The 20,383-nt window shown below is 63.0% G+C and carries 25 protein-coding genes and 1 pseudogene; 18 read left to right on the forward strand and 8 right to left on the reverse strand.

The window, feature by feature from the left end:
* Window positions 1–20 precede the first annotated feature (20 nt).
* From CK215_RS02860 to CK215_RS02870, 3 genes are read right to left on the reverse strand one after another with little or no spacing between them, the layout of a single operon-like run.
* Entirely contained in the window at window positions 21–512 is a 492-nt protein-coding gene (locus CK215_RS02860) for an SRPBCC domain-containing protein (RefSeq protein ID WP_095780565.1), read from the reverse strand.
* Window positions 509–823, reverse strand: a complete 315-nt coding sequence (locus tag CK215_RS02865) for a metalloregulator ArsR/SmtB family transcription factor (RefSeq protein WP_067319753.1) — start codon at window positions 821–823, stop codon at window positions 509–511. Before CK215_RS02865 ends, CK215_RS02860 begins: the two co-directional genes overlap by 4 nt.
* Before the next feature lie 44 nt (window positions 824–867).
* Complete coding sequence (locus CK215_RS02870) at window positions 868–1,248, reverse strand: cupin domain-containing protein (protein WP_066992456.1); 381 nt, start codon at window positions 1,246–1,248, stop codon at window positions 868–870.
* Window positions 1,249–1,443: 195 nt separating this feature from the next.
* Here CK215_RS02870 and CK215_RS02875 point away from each other — a divergent pair, with 195 nt between their 5' ends.
* The 3 genes from CK215_RS02875 to CK215_RS02885 all read left to right on the forward strand — a co-directional run bounded on the left by CK215_RS02875 (window position 1,444) and on the right by CK215_RS02885 (window position 2,925).
* A complete protein-coding gene (locus CK215_RS02875) occupies window positions 1,444–1,962 on the forward strand; it encodes a single-stranded DNA-binding protein (RefSeq protein WP_067319755.1) in 519 nt (172 codons plus the stop codon).
* A gap of 34 nt (window positions 1,963–1,996) precedes the next feature.
* On the forward strand, window positions 1,997–2,395 hold the full coding sequence (locus CK215_RS02880; RefSeq protein ID WP_066992460.1) for a DUF2306 domain-containing protein: 399 nt from the start codon (window positions 1,997–1,999) through the stop codon (window positions 2,393–2,395).
* A gap of 104 nt (window positions 2,396–2,499) precedes the next feature.
* Window positions 2,500–2,925, forward strand: a complete 426-nt coding sequence (locus CK215_RS02885) for an OsmC family protein (RefSeq protein ID WP_095777762.1) — start codon at window positions 2,500–2,502, stop codon at window positions 2,923–2,925.
* 17 nt (window positions 2,926–2,942) lie between these two features.
* Here CK215_RS02885 and CK215_RS02890 read toward each other — a convergent pair whose 3' ends face one another.
* The 3 genes from CK215_RS02890 to CK215_RS02900 form a co-directional block, all read right to left on the reverse strand.
* The gene (locus tag CK215_RS02890; protein WP_066992466.1) at window positions 2,943–3,572 is read right to left on the reverse strand and encodes a MarC family protein; all 630 of its coding nucleotides are present in this window, start codon (window positions 3,570–3,572) and stop codon (window positions 2,943–2,945) included.
* A gap of 91 nt (window positions 3,573–3,663) precedes the next feature.
* Window positions 3,664–4,041, reverse strand: coding sequence for a VOC family protein (locus CK215_RS02895; RefSeq protein WP_095830014.1), 378 nt, complete (start codon window positions 4,039–4,041; stop codon window positions 3,664–3,666).
* A 32-nt stretch (window positions 4,042–4,073) separates the two neighbouring features.
* Window positions 4,074–4,604 carry a hypothetical protein gene (locus tag CK215_RS02900; RefSeq protein ID WP_095830015.1) on the reverse strand — a complete coding sequence of 177 codons (531 nt, stop codon included), beginning with the start codon at window positions 4,602–4,604 and terminating at the stop codon, window positions 4,074–4,076.
* 84 nt (window positions 4,605–4,688) lie between these two features.
* Here CK215_RS02900 and CK215_RS02905 point away from each other — a divergent pair, with 84 nt between their 5' ends.
* A complete protein-coding gene (locus tag CK215_RS02905) occupies window positions 4,689–5,525 on the forward strand; it encodes an AraC family transcriptional regulator (protein WP_095830016.1) in 837 nt (278 codons plus the stop codon).
* Window positions 5,526–5,712: 187 nt separating this feature from the next.
* Complete coding sequence (gyrA, locus tag CK215_RS02910) at window positions 5,713–8,508, forward strand: DNA gyrase subunit A (protein WP_095830017.1); 2,796 nt, start codon at window positions 5,713–5,715, stop codon at window positions 8,506–8,508.
* A 49-nt stretch (window positions 8,509–8,557) separates the two neighbouring features.
* Here gyrA and CK215_RS02915 read toward each other — a convergent pair whose 3' ends face one another.
* Window positions 8,558–8,710, reverse strand: coding sequence for a hypothetical protein (locus tag CK215_RS02915; RefSeq protein WP_082953674.1), 153 nt, complete (start codon window positions 8,708–8,710; stop codon window positions 8,558–8,560).
* Window positions 8,711–8,903: 193 nt separating this feature from the next.
* Between CK215_RS02915 and coaD the strand changes: the two genes are divergently transcribed.
* The 7 genes and pseudogenes from coaD to tgt all read left to right on the forward strand — a co-directional run bounded on the left by coaD (window position 8,904) and on the right by tgt (window position 13,533).
* Entirely contained in the window at window positions 8,904–9,404 is a 501-nt protein-coding gene (gene coaD, locus CK215_RS02920; protein WP_066992481.1) for a pantetheine-phosphate adenylyltransferase, read from the forward strand.
* Between the two features lie 167 nt (window positions 9,405–9,571).
* Window positions 9,572–10,069, forward strand: coding sequence for a peptidylprolyl isomerase (locus CK215_RS02925; RefSeq protein ID WP_245418596.1), 498 nt, complete (start codon window positions 9,572–9,574; stop codon window positions 10,067–10,069).
* A gap of 29 nt (window positions 10,070–10,098) precedes the next feature.
* On the forward strand, window positions 10,099–10,611 hold the full coding sequence (locus CK215_RS02930; protein WP_066992487.1) for a peptidylprolyl isomerase: 513 nt from the start codon (window positions 10,099–10,101) through the stop codon (window positions 10,609–10,611).
* Window positions 10,612–10,622: 11 nt separating this feature from the next.
* On the forward strand, window positions 10,623–11,063 hold the full coding sequence (locus CK215_RS02935; protein WP_095830018.1) for a DMT family transporter: 441 nt from the start codon (window positions 10,623–10,625) through the stop codon (window positions 11,061–11,063).
* Window positions 11,063–12,151 carry a tRNA preQ1(34) S-adenosylmethionine ribosyltransferase-isomerase QueA gene (gene queA / locus CK215_RS02940; protein ID WP_095830019.1) on the forward strand — a complete coding sequence of 363 codons (1,089 nt, stop codon included), beginning with the start codon at window positions 11,063–11,065 and terminating at the stop codon, window positions 12,149–12,151. The genes CK215_RS02935 and queA overlap by 1 nt, the downstream gene beginning before the upstream one ends.
* Window positions 12,141–12,410: a hypothetical protein gene (locus CK215_RS02945; RefSeq protein WP_095830020.1), complete on the forward strand. Its 270-nt coding sequence runs from the start codon at window positions 12,141–12,143 to the stop codon at window positions 12,408–12,410. Before queA ends, CK215_RS02945 begins: the two co-directional genes overlap by 11 nt.
* A pseudogene (gene tgt / locus CK215_RS02950) lies at window positions 12,403–13,533 on the forward strand (tRNA guanosine(34) transglycosylase Tgt). The gene CK215_RS02945 and the pseudogene tgt overlap by 8 nt, the downstream one beginning before the upstream one ends.
* 5 nt (window positions 13,534–13,538) lie before the next feature.
* Here the strand turns inward: tgt and CK215_RS02955 are convergent.
* Window positions 13,539–13,958: a DUF4864 domain-containing protein gene (locus tag CK215_RS02955; RefSeq protein WP_095830021.1), complete on the reverse strand. Its 420-nt coding sequence runs from the start codon at window positions 13,956–13,958 to the stop codon at window positions 13,539–13,541.
* 277 nt (window positions 13,959–14,235) lie between these two features.
* Between CK215_RS02955 and CK215_RS02960 the strand changes: the two genes are divergently transcribed.
* The 6 genes from CK215_RS02960 to CK215_RS02985 all read left to right on the forward strand — a co-directional run bounded on the left by CK215_RS02960 (window position 14,236) and on the right by CK215_RS02985 (window position 20,328).
* On the forward strand, window positions 14,236–14,472 hold the full coding sequence (locus tag CK215_RS02960) for an Lrp/AsnC ligand binding domain-containing protein (protein WP_066992504.1): 237 nt from the start codon (window positions 14,236–14,238) through the stop codon (window positions 14,470–14,472).
* Between the two features lie 168 nt (window positions 14,473–14,640).
* Complete coding sequence (locus CK215_RS02965) at window positions 14,641–16,053, forward strand: circularly permuted type 2 ATP-grasp protein (RefSeq protein WP_170950202.1); 1,413 nt, start codon at window positions 14,641–14,643, stop codon at window positions 16,051–16,053.
* Window positions 16,054–16,292: 239 nt separating this feature from the next.
* Window positions 16,293–17,234 carry an alpha-E domain-containing protein gene (locus CK215_RS02970; protein WP_066992511.1) on the forward strand — a complete coding sequence of 314 codons (942 nt, stop codon included), beginning with the start codon at window positions 16,293–16,295 and terminating at the stop codon, window positions 17,232–17,234.
* Between the two features lie 20 nt (window positions 17,235–17,254).
* Complete coding sequence (locus CK215_RS02975; RefSeq protein WP_067319775.1) at window positions 17,255–18,049, forward strand: transglutaminase family protein; 795 nt, start codon at window positions 17,255–17,257, stop codon at window positions 18,047–18,049.
* A gap of 30 nt (window positions 18,050–18,079) precedes the next feature.
* Window positions 18,080–18,811: a peptidase gene (locus CK215_RS02980; protein WP_066992517.1), complete on the forward strand. Its 732-nt coding sequence runs from the start codon at window positions 18,080–18,082 to the stop codon at window positions 18,809–18,811.
* An 89-nt stretch (window positions 18,812–18,900) separates the two neighbouring features.
* Entirely contained in the window at window positions 18,901–20,328 is a 1,428-nt protein-coding gene (locus CK215_RS02985; RefSeq protein WP_095830023.1) for a pyridoxal-dependent decarboxylase, read from the forward strand.
* Window positions 20,329–20,383: the final 55 nt, after the last annotated feature.

Consider the following 20,383-nt stretch of genomic DNA (forward strand, 5'->3'; position numbering starts at 1 on the left):
AGATCTCCTCGGTTCTTTGGTCAAGCCGCGCGCAGCATCATGCTTGGCGCGTTGGCGGCAGCTGGGCTCTTGCGCGCGTGGAGCGAAATCCCGCAGCCGGCGCCGGAAACGGCGACGACAGGTTGCGCGACCGTCGCGAAACCATCATGGACGATGCTGAGATGCGTGCCGCCGGAAACCGTGCGCGCGAGCGTGAAGGTGACAATGCTGTCGAAGATGGGACCGTCGAATGCCGGTAGCCGGTCGGCAGCGTCCACGCCCGGTCGCTCGCGCCAGGAATAGCGCAGCAGCTTGCCGGGCTCGGCCTCGAGCACTTCGCACTCGATCGGCGCGTTTGGTCCGGCAAAGGCAAAGCGCTCGCCGATCGCTGGCTTGATGTCGTTGGGCATCAGCCAGGCGGCGAGCAGTTCCGGCTCGGTGAGCGCCCGCCAGACTTTTTCCGGCGGATCGGGAAGCTCGCATTCGAAGCTGAGCGGCGCGTTGGCCGCTGCCGGGTGTTTGGTAGTCGTCATTGGTCCATTTCCTTCAGAACCCGCTTCAAACGCTCGATGCGCTCCGGCCAGAAGGCGCGGTAGCGTTCGATCCAGCCGAGCAAGGGATCGAGCCCTTGAGGGTCGGCGCGGTAATAGGCGTTGCGGCCGGCGCGCCGCTCGATCACCAGTCCGGCGCCGCGCAGCACGGCAAGATGCTGCGAGACGGCCGGCTGCGACACGCTCACGCCGGCGCGCAGCTCGGACACCGTCAATTCGCCGGCCGCGAGCCGCTCGTAGACGGCGCGGCGTGTCGGATCGGCCAGGGCCCGGAAAATCTCTGCTTCGATCATGCACAAAGCATAAGTCGATACTTATTGGTTTGGCAAGCGCCGTTTTAGGCCGTCCAGCGTCTCACCGGCTCCGCCGCTCCGTCGAAGCTTGCCTCGAAGATTGGCGATGCGAGCACGGCATGGATGTGAAGCGTGCCGGAAGCCACGTTTCGAAAGCCATGCTTGCGGTGCGCGGGAATGATCAGGGACTGCCCGGCGGCAAGCACGGCCCGTCGGTCGTCGACCCACATTTCGGCTTCGCCGGCAATCACCGTCAGTACTTCCTCGACTTTATGCGCATGCGTTGGTGCGCCGGAACCCGGTCCGACCCACTGCTCGAATATGCAAAGGCCAGCCGCGCCATTGGCGGCGGCAACATGCATGCGGGTTTCGACCCCGGCGCGCCACGTTTCGCGCGGCTGATCCTCATGCGAAACAACGTTCATTCCGATGTCCCCTTTGTTTCCTGCTCAGGAATACTACCTGTTGCTGACATTCCTTGACAGAAACAGCGGTCAAGACTAGAACGAAAAGAGAACAAAAAACCTTGTGGGAAAAGCCAGCCTTCGCGGGCATGGGCGAACCGCAGGCTGTAAGGTGAGCGACTTAAAATTTGTTTCGGATGAGCGCGGAGAAGTACGATGGCGGGTAGCGTCAACAAGGTCATTCTGGTCGGCAATCTCGGGGCGGACCCTGAAATCCGCCGCCTGAATTCGGGCGACCCGGTCGTCAACATCCGCATCGCCACGTCGGAAAGCTGGCGCGACAAGAATTCCGGGGAGCGCAAGGAAAAGACGGAGTGGCACAATGTCGTCATCTTCAACGACCAGCTCGCCAAGGTGGCGGAGCAGTATTTGAAGAAGGGCATGAAGGTCTATGTCGAGGGCCAGCTGCAGACGCGCAAATGGCAGGACCAGACCGGCAACGATCGCTACACGACCGAGGTCGTACTGCAGAAATTCCGTGGCGAGCTGCAGATGCTCGACGCGCGCGGCGAAGGCGGCGGCCAGGTCGGCAGTTATGCCGGCGGCGGCAACAGCCGGGGTTCCGATTTCGGCCAGTCGGGCCCGAACGAAGGCTTCAGCCGTGGCGGCGGTGGCGGTTCCAGGGGCGGTGGCGGTGGTTCGTCGCGCGAGCTGGATGACGAGATTCCGTTCTGAAGGTCTCGCAATCGTCGTTTGAGGGGAAGGCGCGATGTCGCTCGGACCGTTGCTGACAGCGCCTCCTCCCATTCCATGGCACGCGTTCGCCGCCTTCGCCGCGCTGGCGATAGGCGGGGCGCAACTGGCATTGCCGAAAGGCACGACACGCCACCGCGTCTTGGGCTATGCCTGGGCCGCGCTGATGCTGGTCGTCGCCGTCTCGAGCTTCTGGATCCAGCAGATACGCCTGATCGGGCCGTTCAGCCCGATCCACATCCTGTCGATCCTGGTGGTTGTCACCGCCCCGCTGGCGGTCTGGTATGCGCACACCCATAAAGTGGCCGCGCATCGCAGCGCCATGATCAAGCTCTACCTATTTGCGCTGATCGGCGCCGGCATCTTCACGTTGGTGCCCGGCCGCATCATGCACACGGTCGTATTCGGCCAATAAACAATTTCCAGCGAAAGTGCGTCGCGGTTTTCCGTCCGGAATTGCCTATAGTTGATAGTTGCGGCGATAGTCCGCTTGCAAAGCAGCGTCTAAGGAAGATCATCGTGAAAGCACGCGTCAAATGGGTTGAGGAACGCACCTTTGTCGGCGAGTCCGGCAGCGGTCACAAAGTCGTGCTGGGCACGGCGCATGGGCCGGAAGGTCGGACGCCAGGGCCGAGCCCAATGGAGCTGGTGCTGATCGGCACCGGCGGCTGCTCGGCCTACGACGTGGTCCATATCCTCGAAAAAGGTCGCGAGGCGGTCGAGGACTGCGTGGTCGAGCTGGACGCGGATCGTGCCGAGACGGAACCGCGCGTCTTCACCCGCATCCACATGCATTTCATCGTCAAGGGTCGCGCGCTGTCGCGCGACAAGGTGAAAAGGGCGATCGACCTGTCGATCGAGAAATACTGCTCGGCCACCGCCATGATGGCCAAGACGGCGGCCGTCACGCATGATTTCGAGGTGGTCGATACAGCAGTGAAATAAGGCAGTAGGGATGCTGCTCAGGCAGCCATCAGCGCCCTGACGCCGTCGGCGACGAACTGCACCGCAAGCGCCGCCAGGATGACGCCGAGCAGCCTCGTCAGGATCGAGCGGCCGGTCTGGCCGAGGATGCGGTCGATTCGCTCCGCCAGCACGAACACCAGAAAGGTGAGCACAAGACAGATCGCGATGATGCCGACCAGCGCCGCTTGCGCGGCAAAGCCCTCGAAGTGTCCTGACAGCAGCACTGTCGCCGATATCGCGCCGGGACCGGCGATCAGCGGGATCGCCAGCGGAAAGGCGGCGATGTTGTGGATCATGTCCTTGGTGATGGCGACGTCGCCGATCTTCTCCTTGCGGTCCTGACGGCGCTCGAACACCATTTCGAAGGCGATGAAGAAAAGCAGGAAGCCGCCGGCGACGCGGAAGGCCGGCAGCGTGATGCCGAACACCGACAGGATCGAGGCGCCGGCGACGGCGAACAACGCCATCACCAGAAAGCCGATCACCGAAGCTCGCACCGAGACCTGCTGGCGCTCGTCCCGGTTCATGCCACGCGTGACGGCGAGGAAGAGCGGTGCCAGCCCGGGCGGATCGATGGTCACCAGGATGGTGACGAAGGCGTTGAACAGGGTGTCGAAGCTCGGCATCGCTGGTCCCCTCCCGCCTGGCGAAGCCCAAGCCCTGCATTCGTAGAGCAAAGCGGGAGCGGTGGGAACAGGACGGGAGGATTTCAGCCGGCTATTCAGCTTTGCTGCAATAAGCCTCGAGCCGGTAGCCGTCAGGGTCGATTACGAAGGCGGCGTAGTAGTTGTCGCCATAGGCGGCGCGCAGGCCGGGCCGGCCATTGTCCTTGCCACCCGCAAGCAAGGCCGCCGCATGGAAAGCGTCGACGCCGGCGCGTGTCGGTGCGGCAAAGCAGAAGTGCAGGCCGGAGTCCGCGTCGGCCGGGACCGGCCGGCCGGCCTCGTTGACCCAGAGTTCTACGGTCCTGGCGCCGTAGCCGAGCGAGCCGGGTGACTGGCTGAGGCACGAGTAGCCGAGGGGCTCCAAAGCGGCGTCGTAGAAGCGCTTCGAGGCGCCGCTGTCGCGGACGCCGATCGAGACATGGTCAAGCATCGTTCTCTCCATAAATACAGGTGGTTGATCGGTCAGGCTGGAGTCGAGCGCCGCGCCAAGAACTCGACCTCGGTGCGCCAGGTTTTGCCGCCGTCATGCGAACGCTCGCCAAGCCAGCGGAATGCGTTCTCGGTGATGTGCAAAAAGCTCCAGCGCACCGAGGAGCCGGTGCCGTCGGCGCCGATCTGCACGATCGTGTCGCCTTCGGCGCGACCGAGCTGGCGGCTGTAATACTGGTTGCGCGGGTCGCTCCAGAAGATATGCCAGGCGTCCGCGCCGGGGTCGTAGACGCGCAACGTCGTGCCGTAGAAGGTCCATGGCCCGAGAGAGGCTTGCATTCCGGCATTCCGCGCGGGCAGGATCCAGACGTCCTGGACCGCCTTGCCCTCCAGAACCCAGCCGAAATGCACCTCACCGCGCCCGGTTAGCCTGGTGCCGTCCTCCAGCGTGCGCGTGGCGTCGAAGGTCCAGGCGCCGATGAAACGGCCGTAGAGTTTCAGCTTTTCGGCGAGATCCGGATTGGGAGCGCCGCTGTGCAGGGCTTCGGCAAAGGGATCGGTCATGGCTGCTGCCTCGTTTGTCAGGAGAGGCGAGCAATAGGGGTATGGCGGGGTTCTGGGCTTGGGAAAAATTGCTATTTTTTCCCGATGGCGACGACTGAGAAAAACCTGGCCTCAGGGCATGGCTGGCAGGTATCCGACGTGATCTGCACGGCTCGCGCCGGCGACCGCCCGTTTGAAGAACAGCATCGCGGTTTCTGCGTCGCCGCCGTGACCAGAGCCACGTTCCGCTACCGGACGCGCCAGGGCACCGCAATGCTTGCTCCAGGCGCCATCCTGCTCGGCAATCCGGGCGCCTGCTACGAGTGCGGCCACGAGCACGGCGCGGGCGACCGCTGCCTCTCCTTCCATTTTTCGCCGGCCCATATGGAGCGCGTCGTCGCCGATGTGCCGGGCGCAAGCCGGCTCGGCTTTGCCGATCCACGCCTGCCGCCCTTGCCGGTGCTGGCGCCGTTGCTGGCGCAAGCGGAGGCGGCGCAGCAAACGGGCGACGGCGAGGCGTTCGAGGAACTCGGTCTGCGCATTGCCTGCGCGGTGGTCGGGGCTGCGGCCAATTCGTCTGAGGTTGCCTGGACACCCAGCGCCCGCGACCAGAAACGCGTAGCCGAGGCGGTGCGTTTGATCGAGCTCAACGCCGATCGCCCGCTTTCGCTGACCGAACTCGCCGACGGCACGGCGACCAGCCCGTATCATTTCCTGCGCACGTTCCGTCATGTCGCCGGCATGACGCCCTATCAGTTCCTGCTGAGGACCAGGCTGCATCGGGCCGCGGTGCGGCTGTGCGCGTCGAACGAAGCGATCTCGACAATTGCTTTCGATGCCGGCTTCAACGACCTTTCGACCTTCAACCGGAGGTTCCGGCGCGAGATGGGAGAAGCGCCCGGCGCCTACCGCTGCAAACGGGCGGGCAGACGCGGGCATTAGCCAAGGCCGTTCGAGATCGACTTGGCCTGCGAGCTCAAAGTGTGGCTTTGGCCATATCGTCGCAATCAGCGGTATCCATTTGAAATTGCCGCCGAAATTGTCTTTGGAAAAGTACCGTAGCCATTGGAGTTTCAGCCCGGCTTCCTATATAAGCGGCGAGTGATTCCCGACTGGATTGTGACCTGATTTGACCGACCAGAAGACACCGCGCGGGCCGGAGGGCGGCCCCACCGGCATCGAGCCGATTTCGATCATCGAGGAGATGCAGCGCTCCTATCTCGATTACGCCATGAGCGTGATCGTCAGTCGGGCGCTGCCCGACGTGCGCGACGGCCTGAAGCCGGTGCACCGCCGCATCCTCTATGCCTCGCATGAGAGCGGCTATCACTGGAACCGCAAATATGTGAAGTCGGCGCGCCCGGTCGCCGACGTGATGGGTAAATACCATCCGCATGGCGATGCCTCGATCTATGACGCGCTGGTGCGCATGGCCCAGGATTGGTCGCTGCGCGTGCCCCTGATCGACGGTCAGGGCAATTTCGGCTCGATCGACGGCGACCCGCCGGCGGCGATGCGCTACACCGAGTCCCGGCTGACCAAGGTTGCGCATGAGTTGCTGGAGGACATCGACAAGGAAACCGTCGATTTCCAGGACACTTACGACGCCTCCGCCACCGAGCCCAAGGTGCTGCCGGCGCGCTTCCCGAACCTGCTCGTCAACGGCTCGGGCGGCATCGCCGTCGGCATGGCCACCAACATCCCGCCGCACAATCTGGCCGAAGTCTGCAACGGCGCCATCGCCATCATCGACAATCCGGCGATCGACCTGCCTGCGCTGATGGAGATCGTGCCCGGTCCGGATTTCCCAACCGGCGGCATCGTGCTTGGCCGCTCCGGCATCTACAATGCCTATTCGACGGGCCGCGGCTCGATCGTCATGCGCGGCCGCGTAAACATCGAGGCGCGCGGCAACGACCGTGAATCGATCATCATCACCGAGATTCCCTATCAGGTGAACAAGGCGGCGATGATCGAGAAGATGGCCGAACTCGTGCGCGAGAAGCGCATCGAGGGCATCTCCGACATCCGCGACGAGAGCGACCGCCAGGGCTACCGTGTCGTCGTCGAGCTCAAGCGCGAGGCGGTCGCCGACGTCATTTTGAACCAGCTTTACCGCTTCACGCCGCTGCAGACCTCGTTCGGCGCCAATATGGTCGCGCTGAACGGCGGCAAGCCGGAAGTGCTGACGCTGATCGACATGCTGAAGGCCTTTGTCGGCTTCCGCGAGGAGGTTATCAGCCGGCGCACGAAATATCTTCTGCGCAAGGCGCGCGAGCGCGCCCATGTGCTGGTCGGTCTCGCTATCGCCGTCGCCAACATCGATGAGGTGATCAAGCTGATCCGCACCGCGCCAGATCCGCAGACGGCGCGCGAGCAGTTGATGGAACGGCGCTGGCCATCGCACGACGTCGCTCCGCTGATCCAGCTGATCGATGATCCGCGCCACCGCATCAACGAGGACGGCACCTACAATCTATCCGAGGAGCAGGCCCGCGCCATCCTCGACCTGCGCCTGCAGCGCCTGACCGCGCTCGGCCGCGACGAGATCGCCGACGAGTTGAACAAGATCGGCGCTGAAATCCTTGATTACCTTGACATCCTGTCTTCTCGCGCGCGCATTCAGCAGATCGTCAAGGACGAGCTGATCGCCGTCCGCGACGAGTTCGGCACGCCGCGCCGCACGGAACTCGCCGAGGGCGGGGCGGACATGGAAGACGAAGACCTGATCCAGCGCGAGGACATGGTCGTCACGGTCAGCCATTCCGGCTACATCAAGCGCGTGCCGCTGTCGCTCTACCGGGCGCAGCGCCGCGGCGGCAAGGGCCGCTCCGGCATGTCGACCAAGGAAGAGGATTTCGTCACCCGGCTATTCGTCGCCAACACGCATACGCCGGTGCTGTTCTTCTCCTCGCGCGGCATCGTCTACAAGGAAAAGGTCTGGCGCCTGCCGGTCGGCAACCCACAGTCGCGCGGCAAGGCGCTGATCAACATGCTGCCGCTCGAGCAGGGCGAGCGCATCACCACCATCATGCCGCTGCCGGAGGACGAGACGAGCTGGGGCGAGCTCGACGTGATGTTCGCAACCACGCGCGGCACCGTGCGACGCAACAAACTGTCCGACTTCGTCCAGGTCAACCGCAACGGCAAGATCGCTATGAAGCTGGAGGAAGAAGGCGACGAGATCCTCGGCGTCGAGACCTGCACGGACAGTGACGACGTGCTACTGACGGCGAATTCCGGCCAGTGCATCCGCTTCTCGGTCTCCGATGTGCGCGTCTTCCAGAGCCGCAATTCCGTCGGCGTGCGCGGCATCGCCATGGCCGAAACCGACCGCGTGATCTCGATGTCGGTGATCGAACATGTCGATGCTTCACCGGCTGAGCGCGCGGCCTATCTCAAGCGTGCGGCATCCGAGCGTCGGCTTGCCGCCGGCGCTGCAGCCGAGGAGGAAGAGATCGCGCTGACCAATGAGGAGATCGGCGAGGAAGCCGAGCTTTCCGACGAGCGCTACGAATTCCTCAAGATGCACGAGCAGCTTGTGCTGACGGTGACCGAATACGGCTACGGCAAGCGTTCCTCGTCCTATGATTTCCGCCTGACGGGTCGCGGCGGCAAGGGCATCCGCGCCACGGATGTCTCGAAAGTGGCCGAGATCGGCCGGCTGGTCGCGACCTTCCCGGTCGGCAACGACGATCAGATCATGCTGGTATCGGATGGCGGGACCGTCATCCGGGTTCCGGTCGATGGCATCCGCTTCGCCAGCCGCGCCACCAAGGGCGTGACCATCTTCAACACCGCCGAGGGTGAGAAGGTGGTGTCGGTCGAGCGGATTTCGGAGCCGCAGTCGGACGAGGAAGCCGAGGAAGCGCCTTCGGGTGAAGCCGACACTGCAGAAGATCCGGGCGAGGGAAATCCCGAATAGCCTTACTGCGCGCCACCGGCCCCCGGGCCGGTGCGATCATGGCTGGAAGTCAGCGGCGATGGTACAGGTTGCGGCCTACGAAGCCATCGAGCCGCTTGGTGTTGGTCTTGATGCGCACCCGTGCCGCTTCCTGGTGCAACCCGAATGCGGTGGCGATCAGCATCACAATGGTCATTGCAGTGGCAAGCATGTAGATCAGCATTTGCGTGTTCTCCTGCGATCACAACGATAAAGATGGTGCTTTGGTTTCATCTCCTGAAGCGGCAAGCTGGTGAATGCTGCGTGAAGCGTTCGTGATTGTCGCATTCGACTGTCGTTGACGTCCGTGAAAAGGTTCACGACCGGGTGCAGCAATGGGATTTGCCTTTGTCGGAGAGGCTCGCTAGAAGCCTGCCATGACCGAACGCACCGCCCTTTACGCCGGCTCCTTCGACCCGCTGACCAATGGTCACCTCGACGTGTTGAAGGCTTCGCTTGCCGTGGCCGACACCGTCTACGCTGCAATCGGCATTCATCCCGGCAAGACGCCGCTGTTTTCCTTCGAGGAACGCGTGAAGCTGATCGAGGCCGCGACCAAGGCGGAATTCGGCCGCGACAGCGACCGCATCGAGGTCGTCTCCTTCGATGGGCTGGTCATCGACGCCGCCAGGAAGCATGGCGCCTCGATCATCATCCGCGGCCTGCGCGACGGCACCGATCTCGACTATGAGATGCAGATGGCGGGCATGAACGAGACCATGGCGCCGGAGCTGCAGACGGTTTTCCTGCCGGCCAGCCCGTCTGTGCGCACCATTACCGCCACACTTGTCCGCCAGATTGCGTCGATGGGCGGCGACATCCGCCCGTTCGTGCCGGCGGCCGTCGTAGGCGCCCTCACTGCCAAATTCGCGAAATAGTGCATGTCGCCCAAAGGTGAATCCCGGTTTTGGGGCAACGACATGCACCCAAACAAAGACTTTCGGAGAACCTCATGCAGCTGAAAAAGCTCGCTTCGTTGCTTGTCGTGCTTGCCGGCGTTTTGGCGGCGTCCTTGCCGGCCTCGGCCGCCGACAAGGAAAACACCATGATCATCACGCTGAAGGACGGTGACGTGACCGTCGCGCTGCGTCCCGATCTGGCGCCGAAGCATGTGGCGCAGATCAAGAAGCTGGTGCGCGAGGGCGCCTATGACAATGTCGCCTTCCACCGCGTCATCGACGGCTTCATGGCCCAGACCGGCGACGTCAAGTTCGGCAACATGAAGAAGGGTTTCAATCCCGAGGCTGTCGGCACGGGCGGATCCGACCTTCCCGATCTGCCTGCCGAGTTCTCGCAGACCGAGCAATTCACCCGCGGCGTGGTCGGCATGGCCCGCTCGCAGGACCCGAACTCGGCCAATTCCCAGTTCTTCATCATGTTCGCGCCGGCGCCGAACCTCGACGGGCAGTACACCATTGTCGGCAAGGTGGAGAGCGGCATGGATCTGGTGGACAAGATCAAGAAGGGCGATGAGGCGGACAACGGCACGGTCAAGGACCCGGACCGCATGATCAAAGTCCGCATCGCTGCCGACAACAAGTAACTGCTCGATTTTCAAAAGGATTTTCTGACATGGCTGAGATCAAGGACCGCGAGAACGCGCTCATCATGGAAACGACCAAGGGCGAGGTCGTCATCGAAATGTATCCGGACCTTGCGCCCGGTCATGTCGCGCGTATCAAGGAACTGGCGCGCGAGGGCGCCTATGACGGCGTGGTGTTCCACCGTGTCATCGACGGCTTCATGGCTCAGACCGGCGACGTCAAGTTCGGCAACTCCTCGAAGCCGACCTTTGCTCCGTCGCGCGCCGGCATGGGCGGCTCCGACAAGCCGGACCTCAAGGCCGAATTCTCCAACGCCAATCACGGCCGCGGCACCTGCTCGATGGCGCGTGCGCAGAACCCGAACTCGGCGAACTCGCAGTTCTTCATCTGCTTCGACGATGCCTCCTTCCTCAACCGCCAGTACACGGTCTGGGGCCAGGTTATCGAAGGCATGGAGAATGTCGACAAGATCAAGCGCGGCGAGCCGGTGCAGGATCCCGACAAGATCGTGTCGCTGAAGGTCGCGGCCGACGTCAAGTAAGGCATAGTACGATGATGGGCGCAGTCTGGTCCCTGCTCGGCATCCTGTCCGGCGCCTTCATCGCCATCCAGGCGCCGATCAACTCGCAACTGGCGCGCGGCCTCGGCCTTCCGGTCGCGGCCGCCGCTTTCTCGTTCCTGTCGGGCGCCGTCGTTCTCGGTATCATCGCGATCGCCGTGGTGAAGCTGCAGGGCCTCTCGCTCGACTGGAAGGCGCCGGCACCCTGGCTGTTCGTCATGCTCGGCGGATTCTACGTCACGCTCTCCACCATTCTTACGCCGCGCATCGGCGCGGCGGCGCTGATGGCCTTCCTGGTCGCCGGCCAACTGATCGCCGGCATGCTGGTCGACCGTGCAGGCTTCCTTGGTGTTGCCGTGCGCGAGGTCTCGCTTGGCCGCGTGGCCGGCGCCGTGCTGCTGCTCGTTGGAGCGCTGCTCATCCGGCTCTACTGATGCGCGTCGATCTTTTCGACTTCGACCTGCCGGAGGAGCGCATTGCGCTGCGCCCGGCGGAGCCGCGTGACAGCGCCAAGCTATTGGTGGTCAAACCGGGCGAAACGCTGCGCGACCGCACCGTCAGCGATCTGCCGTCGCTGCTGAGAGAAGGCGACGTGCTGGTATTCAACGATACCAAGGTCATTCCGGCCCAGCTGAAAGGCATCCGCAAGCGCGGCGAGGCTATGGCGCAGGTCGAGGCCACGCTGCATATGCGGGTGGCGCCGGACCGCTGGCAGGCGTTCATGCGGCCCGGCAAGCGCATCGCCGTCGGCGACCGCATTCATTTCGGCCACGACCAGAATTCCTGCTTTCTCGGCCAGCTCGACGCGACGGTGATCGAGAAAGGCGAGGCGGGCGAGGTGTTGCTCGGCTTCGACCTCTCGGGCGTCTTTCTCGACGAGGCAATGCACGCCGTAGGCCATATCCCATTGCCGCCATACATCGCCTCGAAGCGAGATGACGACGAGCGCGACCGCAGCGACTACCAGACCATCTATGCCAGGGAAGAGGGCGCGGTCGCGGCCCCCACCGCCGGCCTGCATTTCACGCCGGAGTTGTTTGCAGCGCTCGAAGCCAAGGGCATCGAGCGGCGTTTCGTCACGCTGCATGTCGGCGCCGGCACTTTTTTGCCGGTTAAGGCCGACGACACCGCCGACCATAAGATGCACGCGGAAACGGGCTTGGTGAGCCAAGAAACGGCAGACGCGCTCAACGCTGCAAGGGCGCGGGGAGGGCGGCTTGTCGCCGTCGGCACGACCTCGCTGCGCCTTCTGGAAAGTGCTGCGCTTGAGGATGGCAGGATCGAGGCCTGGTCCGGGCCGACCGATATCTTCATCACCCCCGGCTACCGCTTCAAGACAGCTGACATGCTGATGACCAATTTCCATCTGCCGCGCTCGACGCTGTTCATGCTGGTCTCGGCCTTCAGCGGACTGGACGCGATGCGTTCGGCCTATGCGCATGCCATCGAGAGCCGCTACAGGTTCTACTCCTACGGGGATTCCAGCCTGCTTTACCGAGCGGAGACGAGCGATGGACGATGATCTAGAGAGAATGGACCGCGAGGCGCTCATCGCGGAAGTGACGAAGCTGCGCGCCGGTATCCGCGCGCATCGCGATGCGACCGGCCATGACCTCTGCTGGCATCATCCCGACCTCTGGAACCTGCTGCCGGAGAAGACCGAGCCGGCGATCGCCGTGCCGCCGTGGCCGAAATTCATGCGCGGCTGCATCCGCTACCGGCAGTCGCTCGACGAGCAGGCACCCGGCGCCCCGGTGCAGGACAAGGAATTCGATGGCTGAGACTTTCTCTTTCAAGCTGCTCGCCACCGACGGTAGGGCGCGGCGCGGCCTCATCAGCATGCCGCGCGGCGAGATCCGGACGCCGGCCTTCATGCCGGTCGGCACCGGCGGCACCGTCAAGGCCATGTATATGGATCAGGTGCGCGGCGTCGGCGCCGACATCATCCTCGGCAACACCTATCATTTGATGCTCAGGCCAGGCGCCGAGCGCGTGGCGAAGCTCGGCGGCCTGCATGAATTCGCGCGCTGGCCGCACCCGATCCTGACCGATAGCGGCGGCTTCCAGGTGATGTCGCTGTCGAAGCTGAGGAAGCTTAGCGAAACGGGCGTCACCTTCCGCTCCCATATCGACGGTGCGCGCTACGAGATGTCGCCGGAGCGCTCGATCGAAATCCAGGGGCTGCTCGATTCCGATATCCAGATGCAGCTCGACGAGTGTACGGCGCTTCCCGCCAAGCCGAAGGAAATCGAGCGCGCCATGGAACTGTCGTTGCGCTGGGCCGAACGCTGCAAGACGGCGTTCGGCGATCAGCCGGGCAAGGCGATGTTCGGCATCGTGCAGGGCGGCGACAGTGCTGTGATGCGCGTGCGTTCGGCGCAGGCGCTGGCGGGGATGGACCTCAAAGGTTATGCCGTCGGTGGGCTGGCGGTCGGCGAGCCGCAGGCGGTGATGCTGGAGATGCTGGACATAACCTGCCCGGAACTGCCGGCCGACAGGCCGCGCTACCTGATGGGCGTCGGCACCCCGGACGACATCTTGAAATCCGTGGCACGCGGCATCGACATGTTCGACTGCGTGATGCCGACGCGCGCCGGCCGCCATGGTCTGGCCTATACGCGCCGCGGCAAGATCAACCTGCGCAACGCCCGCCATGCCGACGATCCGCGTCCGCTGGACGAGGAAAGCGACTGCCCGGCCGCGCGCGACTATTAGCGCGCCTATCTCCATCATCTCGTTCGCTCGCAGGAGTCGCTCGGCGCAATGCTGCTCACCTGGAACAACCTGTCCTACTACCAGAAGCTGATGCAGGACATCCGCGCCGCGATCGAGGCAAAAGCCTTCGAGACGCGTGCAGCGGAGATTTCGGAATGCTGGGCGAGGGGCGATCTGCCGGCGCTATGAGCGCTTTATGTGCTCACCGAAGTCGCGGCGCGCAGGCTGCAGCCAGTGATCTTAAAGCTGCCGTCGGGCTGCTGTTCGAGCGTGTACACCGCCTCATAGTCCTTGCCGTCGGGCCCGACGATCAGCACCTGCTGGACGATCGAGGCCGGCCCGGTCTGCTCCACCTTGCCGAAGGAATAGCTCTGCGGCCTGCGCACCGGCGCGTAGCCGTTGGTCACCATGTTCATGAAGGTGTCGACGGTCGGGAAGATCCGCTTCACATTCGGCGCGGCGAAGCTGTAGGCGGTGGCGCCGTCATCGGCGAGAAAGGCCTTGAGCTGGCTGTCGATGACTGTTTGCGCCGCTTTGATCTCGGCGTCACCGGCGAAGGCCATGGATGCGAGAACCATCGGAACGAGAGCGAGTGCGAACAATACGCGGCGCATAGCCTGTCTCCAGAATTCGCGTGGAACAACTAACATACGCTGGCCGGCGTGCCGTGGTTTCACGGTTTCGCAGATTCTTGCCTGAACGGATGCCTCCGCTAGGACCTGACCTGAGGTGTTCCCGAACTGTCCTTGGTGGCGTCCCCGGGCCGGTGTGGCATGCCGATCGCGGAGTTGCGGCAAGCGGCCGCCAAGGCGCGTGCAGCCTGATGCTTGAAAGCCCGTCGCCAGTCTGCCACAAGGGCCGCTCATTCGCGAAGACTGGCAGGACCGGGAAATGAAGGCATTTTTCGTGCAGATAAAGTGCGATCTGGGCAAAGCCTATGAGGTCGCCAGCGCGCTCGCCGATGCCGAGATCGCCTCCGAAATCTATTCGACCGCCGGCAATTACGACCTGCTCGCAAAATTCTATGTCGACGACGAGGAAGACATCGGCCACTTCATCAATGAACGGGTGCAGATCCTGCCTGGAATCAAGGACACCTTCACCATCGTCACTTTCCGGGCGTTCTGATTTGCCGTTTGATGCCCGCTCACCGGGCATGAACTGACCCGGCGTCGCTCCCGCTGCCCTAATCGTAGGCATTTTGCATAGGGCGGCCGCCAGCGCCGCCCAAATCACCGATTGCGCTTGATTTTCTCCAGCCAGGCCAGTGAAATGGCTTCAGAGGGGAGTACGCGATTGGCAGCGTTCGACGAAATGCTTCCGGAAGTCTCCGGATTGAGAAGACCATACCAGGCTTATGATCGCTGGCTGAAGGAGCAGGACCCGGCCAGGCTCACCCAGAAAATGGAGGACGCCGAACGCGTCTTCCGCAAGACCGGCATTACCTTCGCCGTCTATGGCGAGCAGGAAGCTTCCGAACGGCTGATCCCCTTCGACATCGTCCCGCGCATCATTTCCGGCCAGGAATGGCGCCGGCTGACGCAGGGCATCGAGCAGCGCGTGCAGGCGCTCAACGCCTTTCTCGACGATATCTACCACCGCCAGGAAATCCTGCGCGCCGGGCGCGTTCCCAAGGAGCTGGTGGCGAAGAATGAAGCGTTCCTGCCGGAGATGATCGGTGTGAGACCGCCGGCCGGCGTCTACACCCACATCATCGGCGTCGACATCGTGCGCATCAGCGAGAATGAATTCTACGTGCTCGAGGACAATGTCCGCACGCCGTCGGGCGTCTCCTACATGCTGGAGAACCGCGAGACGATGATGCAGCTCTTCCCGGAGCTGTTCCAGCAGATCAAGGTGCGGCCGGTGGAGAACTATCCGCAACTGCTGCGCCAGTCGCTGGCGGCGGTGCGGCCGCAGAGCGCAAAGGGCGCGCCGACCATCGCGGTGCTGACGCCGGGCAGCTACAACTCCGCCTATTTCGAGCACGCCTTCCTCGCCGACCAGATGGGCGTGCAACTGGTCGAAGGACAGGATCTGCGCGTGGTCGACGGCCATGTCACGATGCGCACCACCGAAGGCTACAAGCAGATCGACGTGCTTTACCGGCGCGTGGACGACGCCTTCCTCGATCCGCTGACCTTCCGGCCGGATTCCGCGCTCGGCGTGCCGGGCATCATGGATGTCTATCGGGCCGGCAACATCACCATCGCTAACGCGCCGGGCACCGGCATTGCCGACGACAAGGCGATCTATTCCTACATGCCCGAGATCGTCGAGTTCTACACAGGCCGCAAGGCGATCCTCGGCAACATCCCGACCTGGCGCTGCTCGGAGCCCGACAGCCTGAAATATGTGCTGGAGCACATCGGCGAGCTTGTCATCAAGGAAGTGCACGGCTCCGGCGGCTACGGCATGCTGGTCGGCCCCGCAGCGACCAAGAAGGAATGCGAGGCGTTCGCCAAGAAGCTGCAGGCCAAACCCGGCAACTACATCGCCCAGCCGACGCTCGCGCTGTCGACATGCCCGATCCTGACCGAGAAGGGGCTGTCGCCGCGCCATGTCGATCTTAGGCCTTATGTGCTGGTTTCGGATCGTATCCAGATCGTCCCGGGCGGCCTGACTCGCGTCGCGCTCAAGGAGGGGTCGCTTGTGGTCAACTCCTCGCAAGGCGGTGGGACGAAGGATACGTGGGTGTTGGATGATTAAAGAGCGAATAGAGAATAGCGAATAGCGAATAGCGAATAGCGAATAGCGAATAGGGAAAGAGGGGGATCCGACGCAATCAATTCTTACAGAGACCTAATTGTTTGGAAGGTGGCCAAACTGACGAAATCGGAAAAATGCTGCGATCGATGATCAGGAGCCTTCAACAGAGATCATGAAATCTTTTTTTCGCTACTCGCTACTCACTATTCGCTATTCGCTCGACACCGGAGCAAGCTGACATGCTTCTCGGCCGCACCGCCAACGGTCTCTACTGGATGAACCGCTATATAGAGCGGGCCGAAAACATGGCGCGCCTGGTCGATGCCGGCCTGCGCATGGCGCTGACGCGGACGCAGAACGCGTCGGAGGAATGGAACTCCGTGCTGCTCAGCGCCGGCTCCGACCTGGCCTTCTCGCAGAAATACCAGGACTACACCGTCGCCAACGTCTCGGATTTCCTGCTGCGCGACACTTCTAACCCGTCGAGCACGATGGCCTCGATCGAGACGGCGCGCAACAATGCGCGCATGGTGCGCACAGCGCTGACGCGCGAGACCTGGGAGAGCATCAACGAGGCCTGGATGTCGCTGAAGCGGATGCTGGCACGGCCGATCGACGAGCGCGATCTGCCGACGGTGCTCGACGCGATCAAGCGCGAAACGGCGCTGATCCGCGGCTCGTTCTACGGCACGATGCTGCGCAACGAGATCTTCGACTTCTCGCAGCTCGGCACCTATGTGGAGCGCGCCGACAACACGGCCCGCATCCTCGACGTGAAATATTATGTGCTCTTGCCGTCGATCTCCTGGGTGGGCTCGACACTCGACAATTATCAATGGGAATCGATCCTGCGCTCGGTGTCGGCGCACCGCTCCTACCGGTGGGTGTATGACGCGGACTACAAGCCGACCAACATCGCCGACTATCTGATCCTCAATGTCCGCATGCCGCGCTCGCTGACCTTCTGCTATCGCTTCCTCGGCGAGCATCTGAGATTCCTCGCCGACGACTATGGCGAGCGCCATGCCTGCCACGCCACCGCCGAGAAAATTCAGACGATGCTGAAGAAAGGGTCGATCAAGGATATTTTCGACCACGGCCTGCATGAATTCCTGGCGGAATTCATTCGTGACAACACCAGGCTGGGGGATGAGATCGCCTTGGACTACCGGTTCTACTGAGCGCTGGAGAGACAGGCGCCATGCGGCTCAAGATCACACACCGGACCGAGTACCGCTACGATGCACCGGTGCAGTACCTGTTGCAGCGGCTGCGCCTGATGCCGGTTAGCGGATCGACTCAGACGGTTGCGTCCTGGGTGATCAAAATCGACGGCGCGCGAGAGGAGGTTCGGTTCACGGACCATTTCGGCAATGACACGCAGTTGGTGAGCGCCGAGGGCGGCCAGCACACCATCATAGTCGAGGCGGCGGGCGAGGTGACGACGCGCGACACTGCCGGTGTGTCCGGTGCGCATCATGGTTTCGCGCCGCTCTGGCTGTTCAGCCAGCAAACGCCGCTTACGACCGTCGGCGACGGCATTCGCGACCTGGCCGCGTCGGTCGGGGAGGGGACGGATATCGACAGGCTGCACAAGCTGATGGGTGCGATCCGGGAGCGCGTCGCCTATAAGCCCGGGACGACCAGCGCCGTGACGCCGGCGGAAGAAGCGCTGACGCTCAAGGCCGGTGTCTGCCAGGATCACAGCCACATCTTCACCGCCGTGGCGCGCGTGATGGGCTTCCCCGCGCGCTATATCAGCGGCTATCTGATGATGGATGCCTCGGTCGAGCAGGCGGCAAGCCATGCCTGGGCAGAAGCGCATGTGCCGAGCCTGGGGTGGGTTGCCTTTGATCCCGCCAACGGTATCTCTCCCGACGAACGCTATGTAAGAGTGGCGACGGGTCGGGACTATCGCGATGCCTCGCCTGTGTCGGGAATACTGCTGGGGCAAGCGGAAGAGAAGCTTGCCGTCACCGTCACGGTAGAGCAGTAGTCTCTGCCAAGATTCACCAGAAGAGCGACCATGACCTATTGCGTCGGCCTCAAGATCGATCGTGGACTCGTGTTCATGTCGGACACGCGCACCAATGCCGGCATGGATTCGATTTCGACCTTCAGGAAAATGCATGTCTGGGAAGAGCCTGGCGAGCGCGTCATCGTGCTGATGTCTGCAGGCAATCTTGCCACGACGCAAGCCGTGGTCAGCCTGCTGGACGAGCGCAACAAAGCGGCCGGCGACCGTCACGAGAAGCTGCTCGAGACCCCGTCAATGTACCAGACGGTGCGGTTGGTCGGCGAGACGGTGAAAGAGGTGATCGCACACTCTTCGCCGGCCGGCGATCAGGCGGATTCCTATTTCAACGCCTCCTTCATCCTCGGCGGCCAAATCAAGGGCAGCCAACCCCGGCTGTTCATGATCTATCCCGAGGGCAATTTCATCGAGTCGACCGACGACACGCCATTCTTCCAGATCGGCGAGACCAAATACGGCAAGCCGATCATCATCCGTGCCTATGACCGTACGATGAGCCTGGCCGAGACGGTGAAGCTGCTGTTGGTCTCCTTCGACTCGACGCTGAAGTCGAACCTGTCGGTCGGCCTGCCGCTCGACCTGCTCTTCCTGGAACTGGATGCTTTCAAGGTCGGCCTGAAGAAGCGGATCGGTCATGACGACCAATATTACCGAACGATATCGGATGGCTGGTCCAACGCGCTAAAGGCGGCCTTCGCCAGCCTGCCCGATTTTCCCGGCTAGGGCGTTCGCCTACGAAGCGGTTGCCTCATTATATTTAACATGGTCGAAGTGGCGGGCCGATCAAGGTCCGGCGGCTGCTGAGAGGATACATGGACAAGAAAGAATTCCGCGATTGGTCGAGGCGAGCCGCGGATTGGGGCGTGGACTACCGGTCCAGCCTGCGCGATCGTCCGGTGCGGCCGGCGATCGCGCCCGGCGACATATTCAGGAGCATCGAAGAGTCGCCGCCCGAGACGGCCGAGCCGATGGAAAAAATCTTCGCCGATTTCGAAACGAAGATCGTGCCCGGGATGACGCATTGGCAGCATCCGCGCTTCTTCGCCTATTTCCCGGCCAATGCGGCGCCGGTCTCGGTGGTGGCCGAGTATCTCGTCTCGGCGATGGCCGCGCAGTGCATGCTGTGGCAGACCTCGCCGGCGGCGACAGAGCTCGAGACGCGTATCGTCGACTGGATGCGCCAGGCGCTGGGCCTGCCCGAAGGATTCTCCGGTGTCATTCAGGATTCGGCTTCGTCGGCGACGCTTGCCGCGGTGCTCACCATACGCGAGCGGGCGCTTGACTGGCAGGGAAACAGACAAGGTCTCGCCGGCCAGGCGAAGCTGCGTGTCTATTGCTCCAACCAGGTTCACACCTCGATCGACCGAGCGATCTGGGTCGCCGGCATCGGCGAGGAGAATCTCATCCGTATCCCGGTAACCGGTCGTTTTCGCGCGATGGACACGCCGGCGCTCGAGGCGGCAATTATCGCCGATCGCGAGGCCGGCCTGCTGCCGGCGGGCATTATCGCCTGCGTCGGCGGCACCAGCACCGGCGGCACCGATGACATCGCTGCCGTAGCGGCTGTGGCGAAGCGGCACGGCCTTTACCTGCACGTCGATGCGGCCTGGGCCGGGTCGGCAATGATCTGCCCGGAGTACCGGCATTTCTGGGCCGGTGTCGAGAGCGCCGATTCCATCGTCTTCAATCCTCACAAATGGCTCGGCGCGCAATTCGACTGCTCGATCCAGTTCGTCAGCCAACCGGAAGACCTTGTGCGCACGCTGGCCATCAAGCCGGACTATCTCAAGACCGGAGGTCATGACGGCATCATCAATTATTCGGAATGGTCGGTGCCGCTCGGCCGCCGCTTCCGTGCGCTGAAACTCTGGTTCCTGCTGCGCGCCCACGGGCTGGAAGGATTGCGCAAGATGATCCGAAACCATATAGCCTGGAGCGAGGGCCTTGCCGCACGGCTGGTCGGGGAAGCGGATTTCGAGCTCGTCACCGAGCCGATGCTGTCGCTGTTCTCGTTCCGCCATCGCGCCCCTCAGGGTGCCGATCCAGACGAGCACAATTTGCGTCTCGTCGATGCCATCAACACGGACGGACGCATCTATCTGACGCAAACGCGCGTCGATGGTCGGGTGGCGATCCGCTTTCAGGCGGGACAGTTCGAGACCACGGCCGGCGATATTGATGCGGCGTTCGATGTCGTCACAGAGATTGCGCGCCGGCTTACCCTTGAGGCGGCAAACTGATTGCGCACCGGTTTGCCTTTGCGAGAGAAGGTGAAGTTCGTTAGCCGGCTTGTCC

Source organism: Mesorhizobium sp. WSM3864, from assembly GCF_002294955.1.
Classification (GTDB): Bacteria; Pseudomonadota; Alphaproteobacteria; order Rhizobiales; family Rhizobiaceae; genus Mesorhizobium.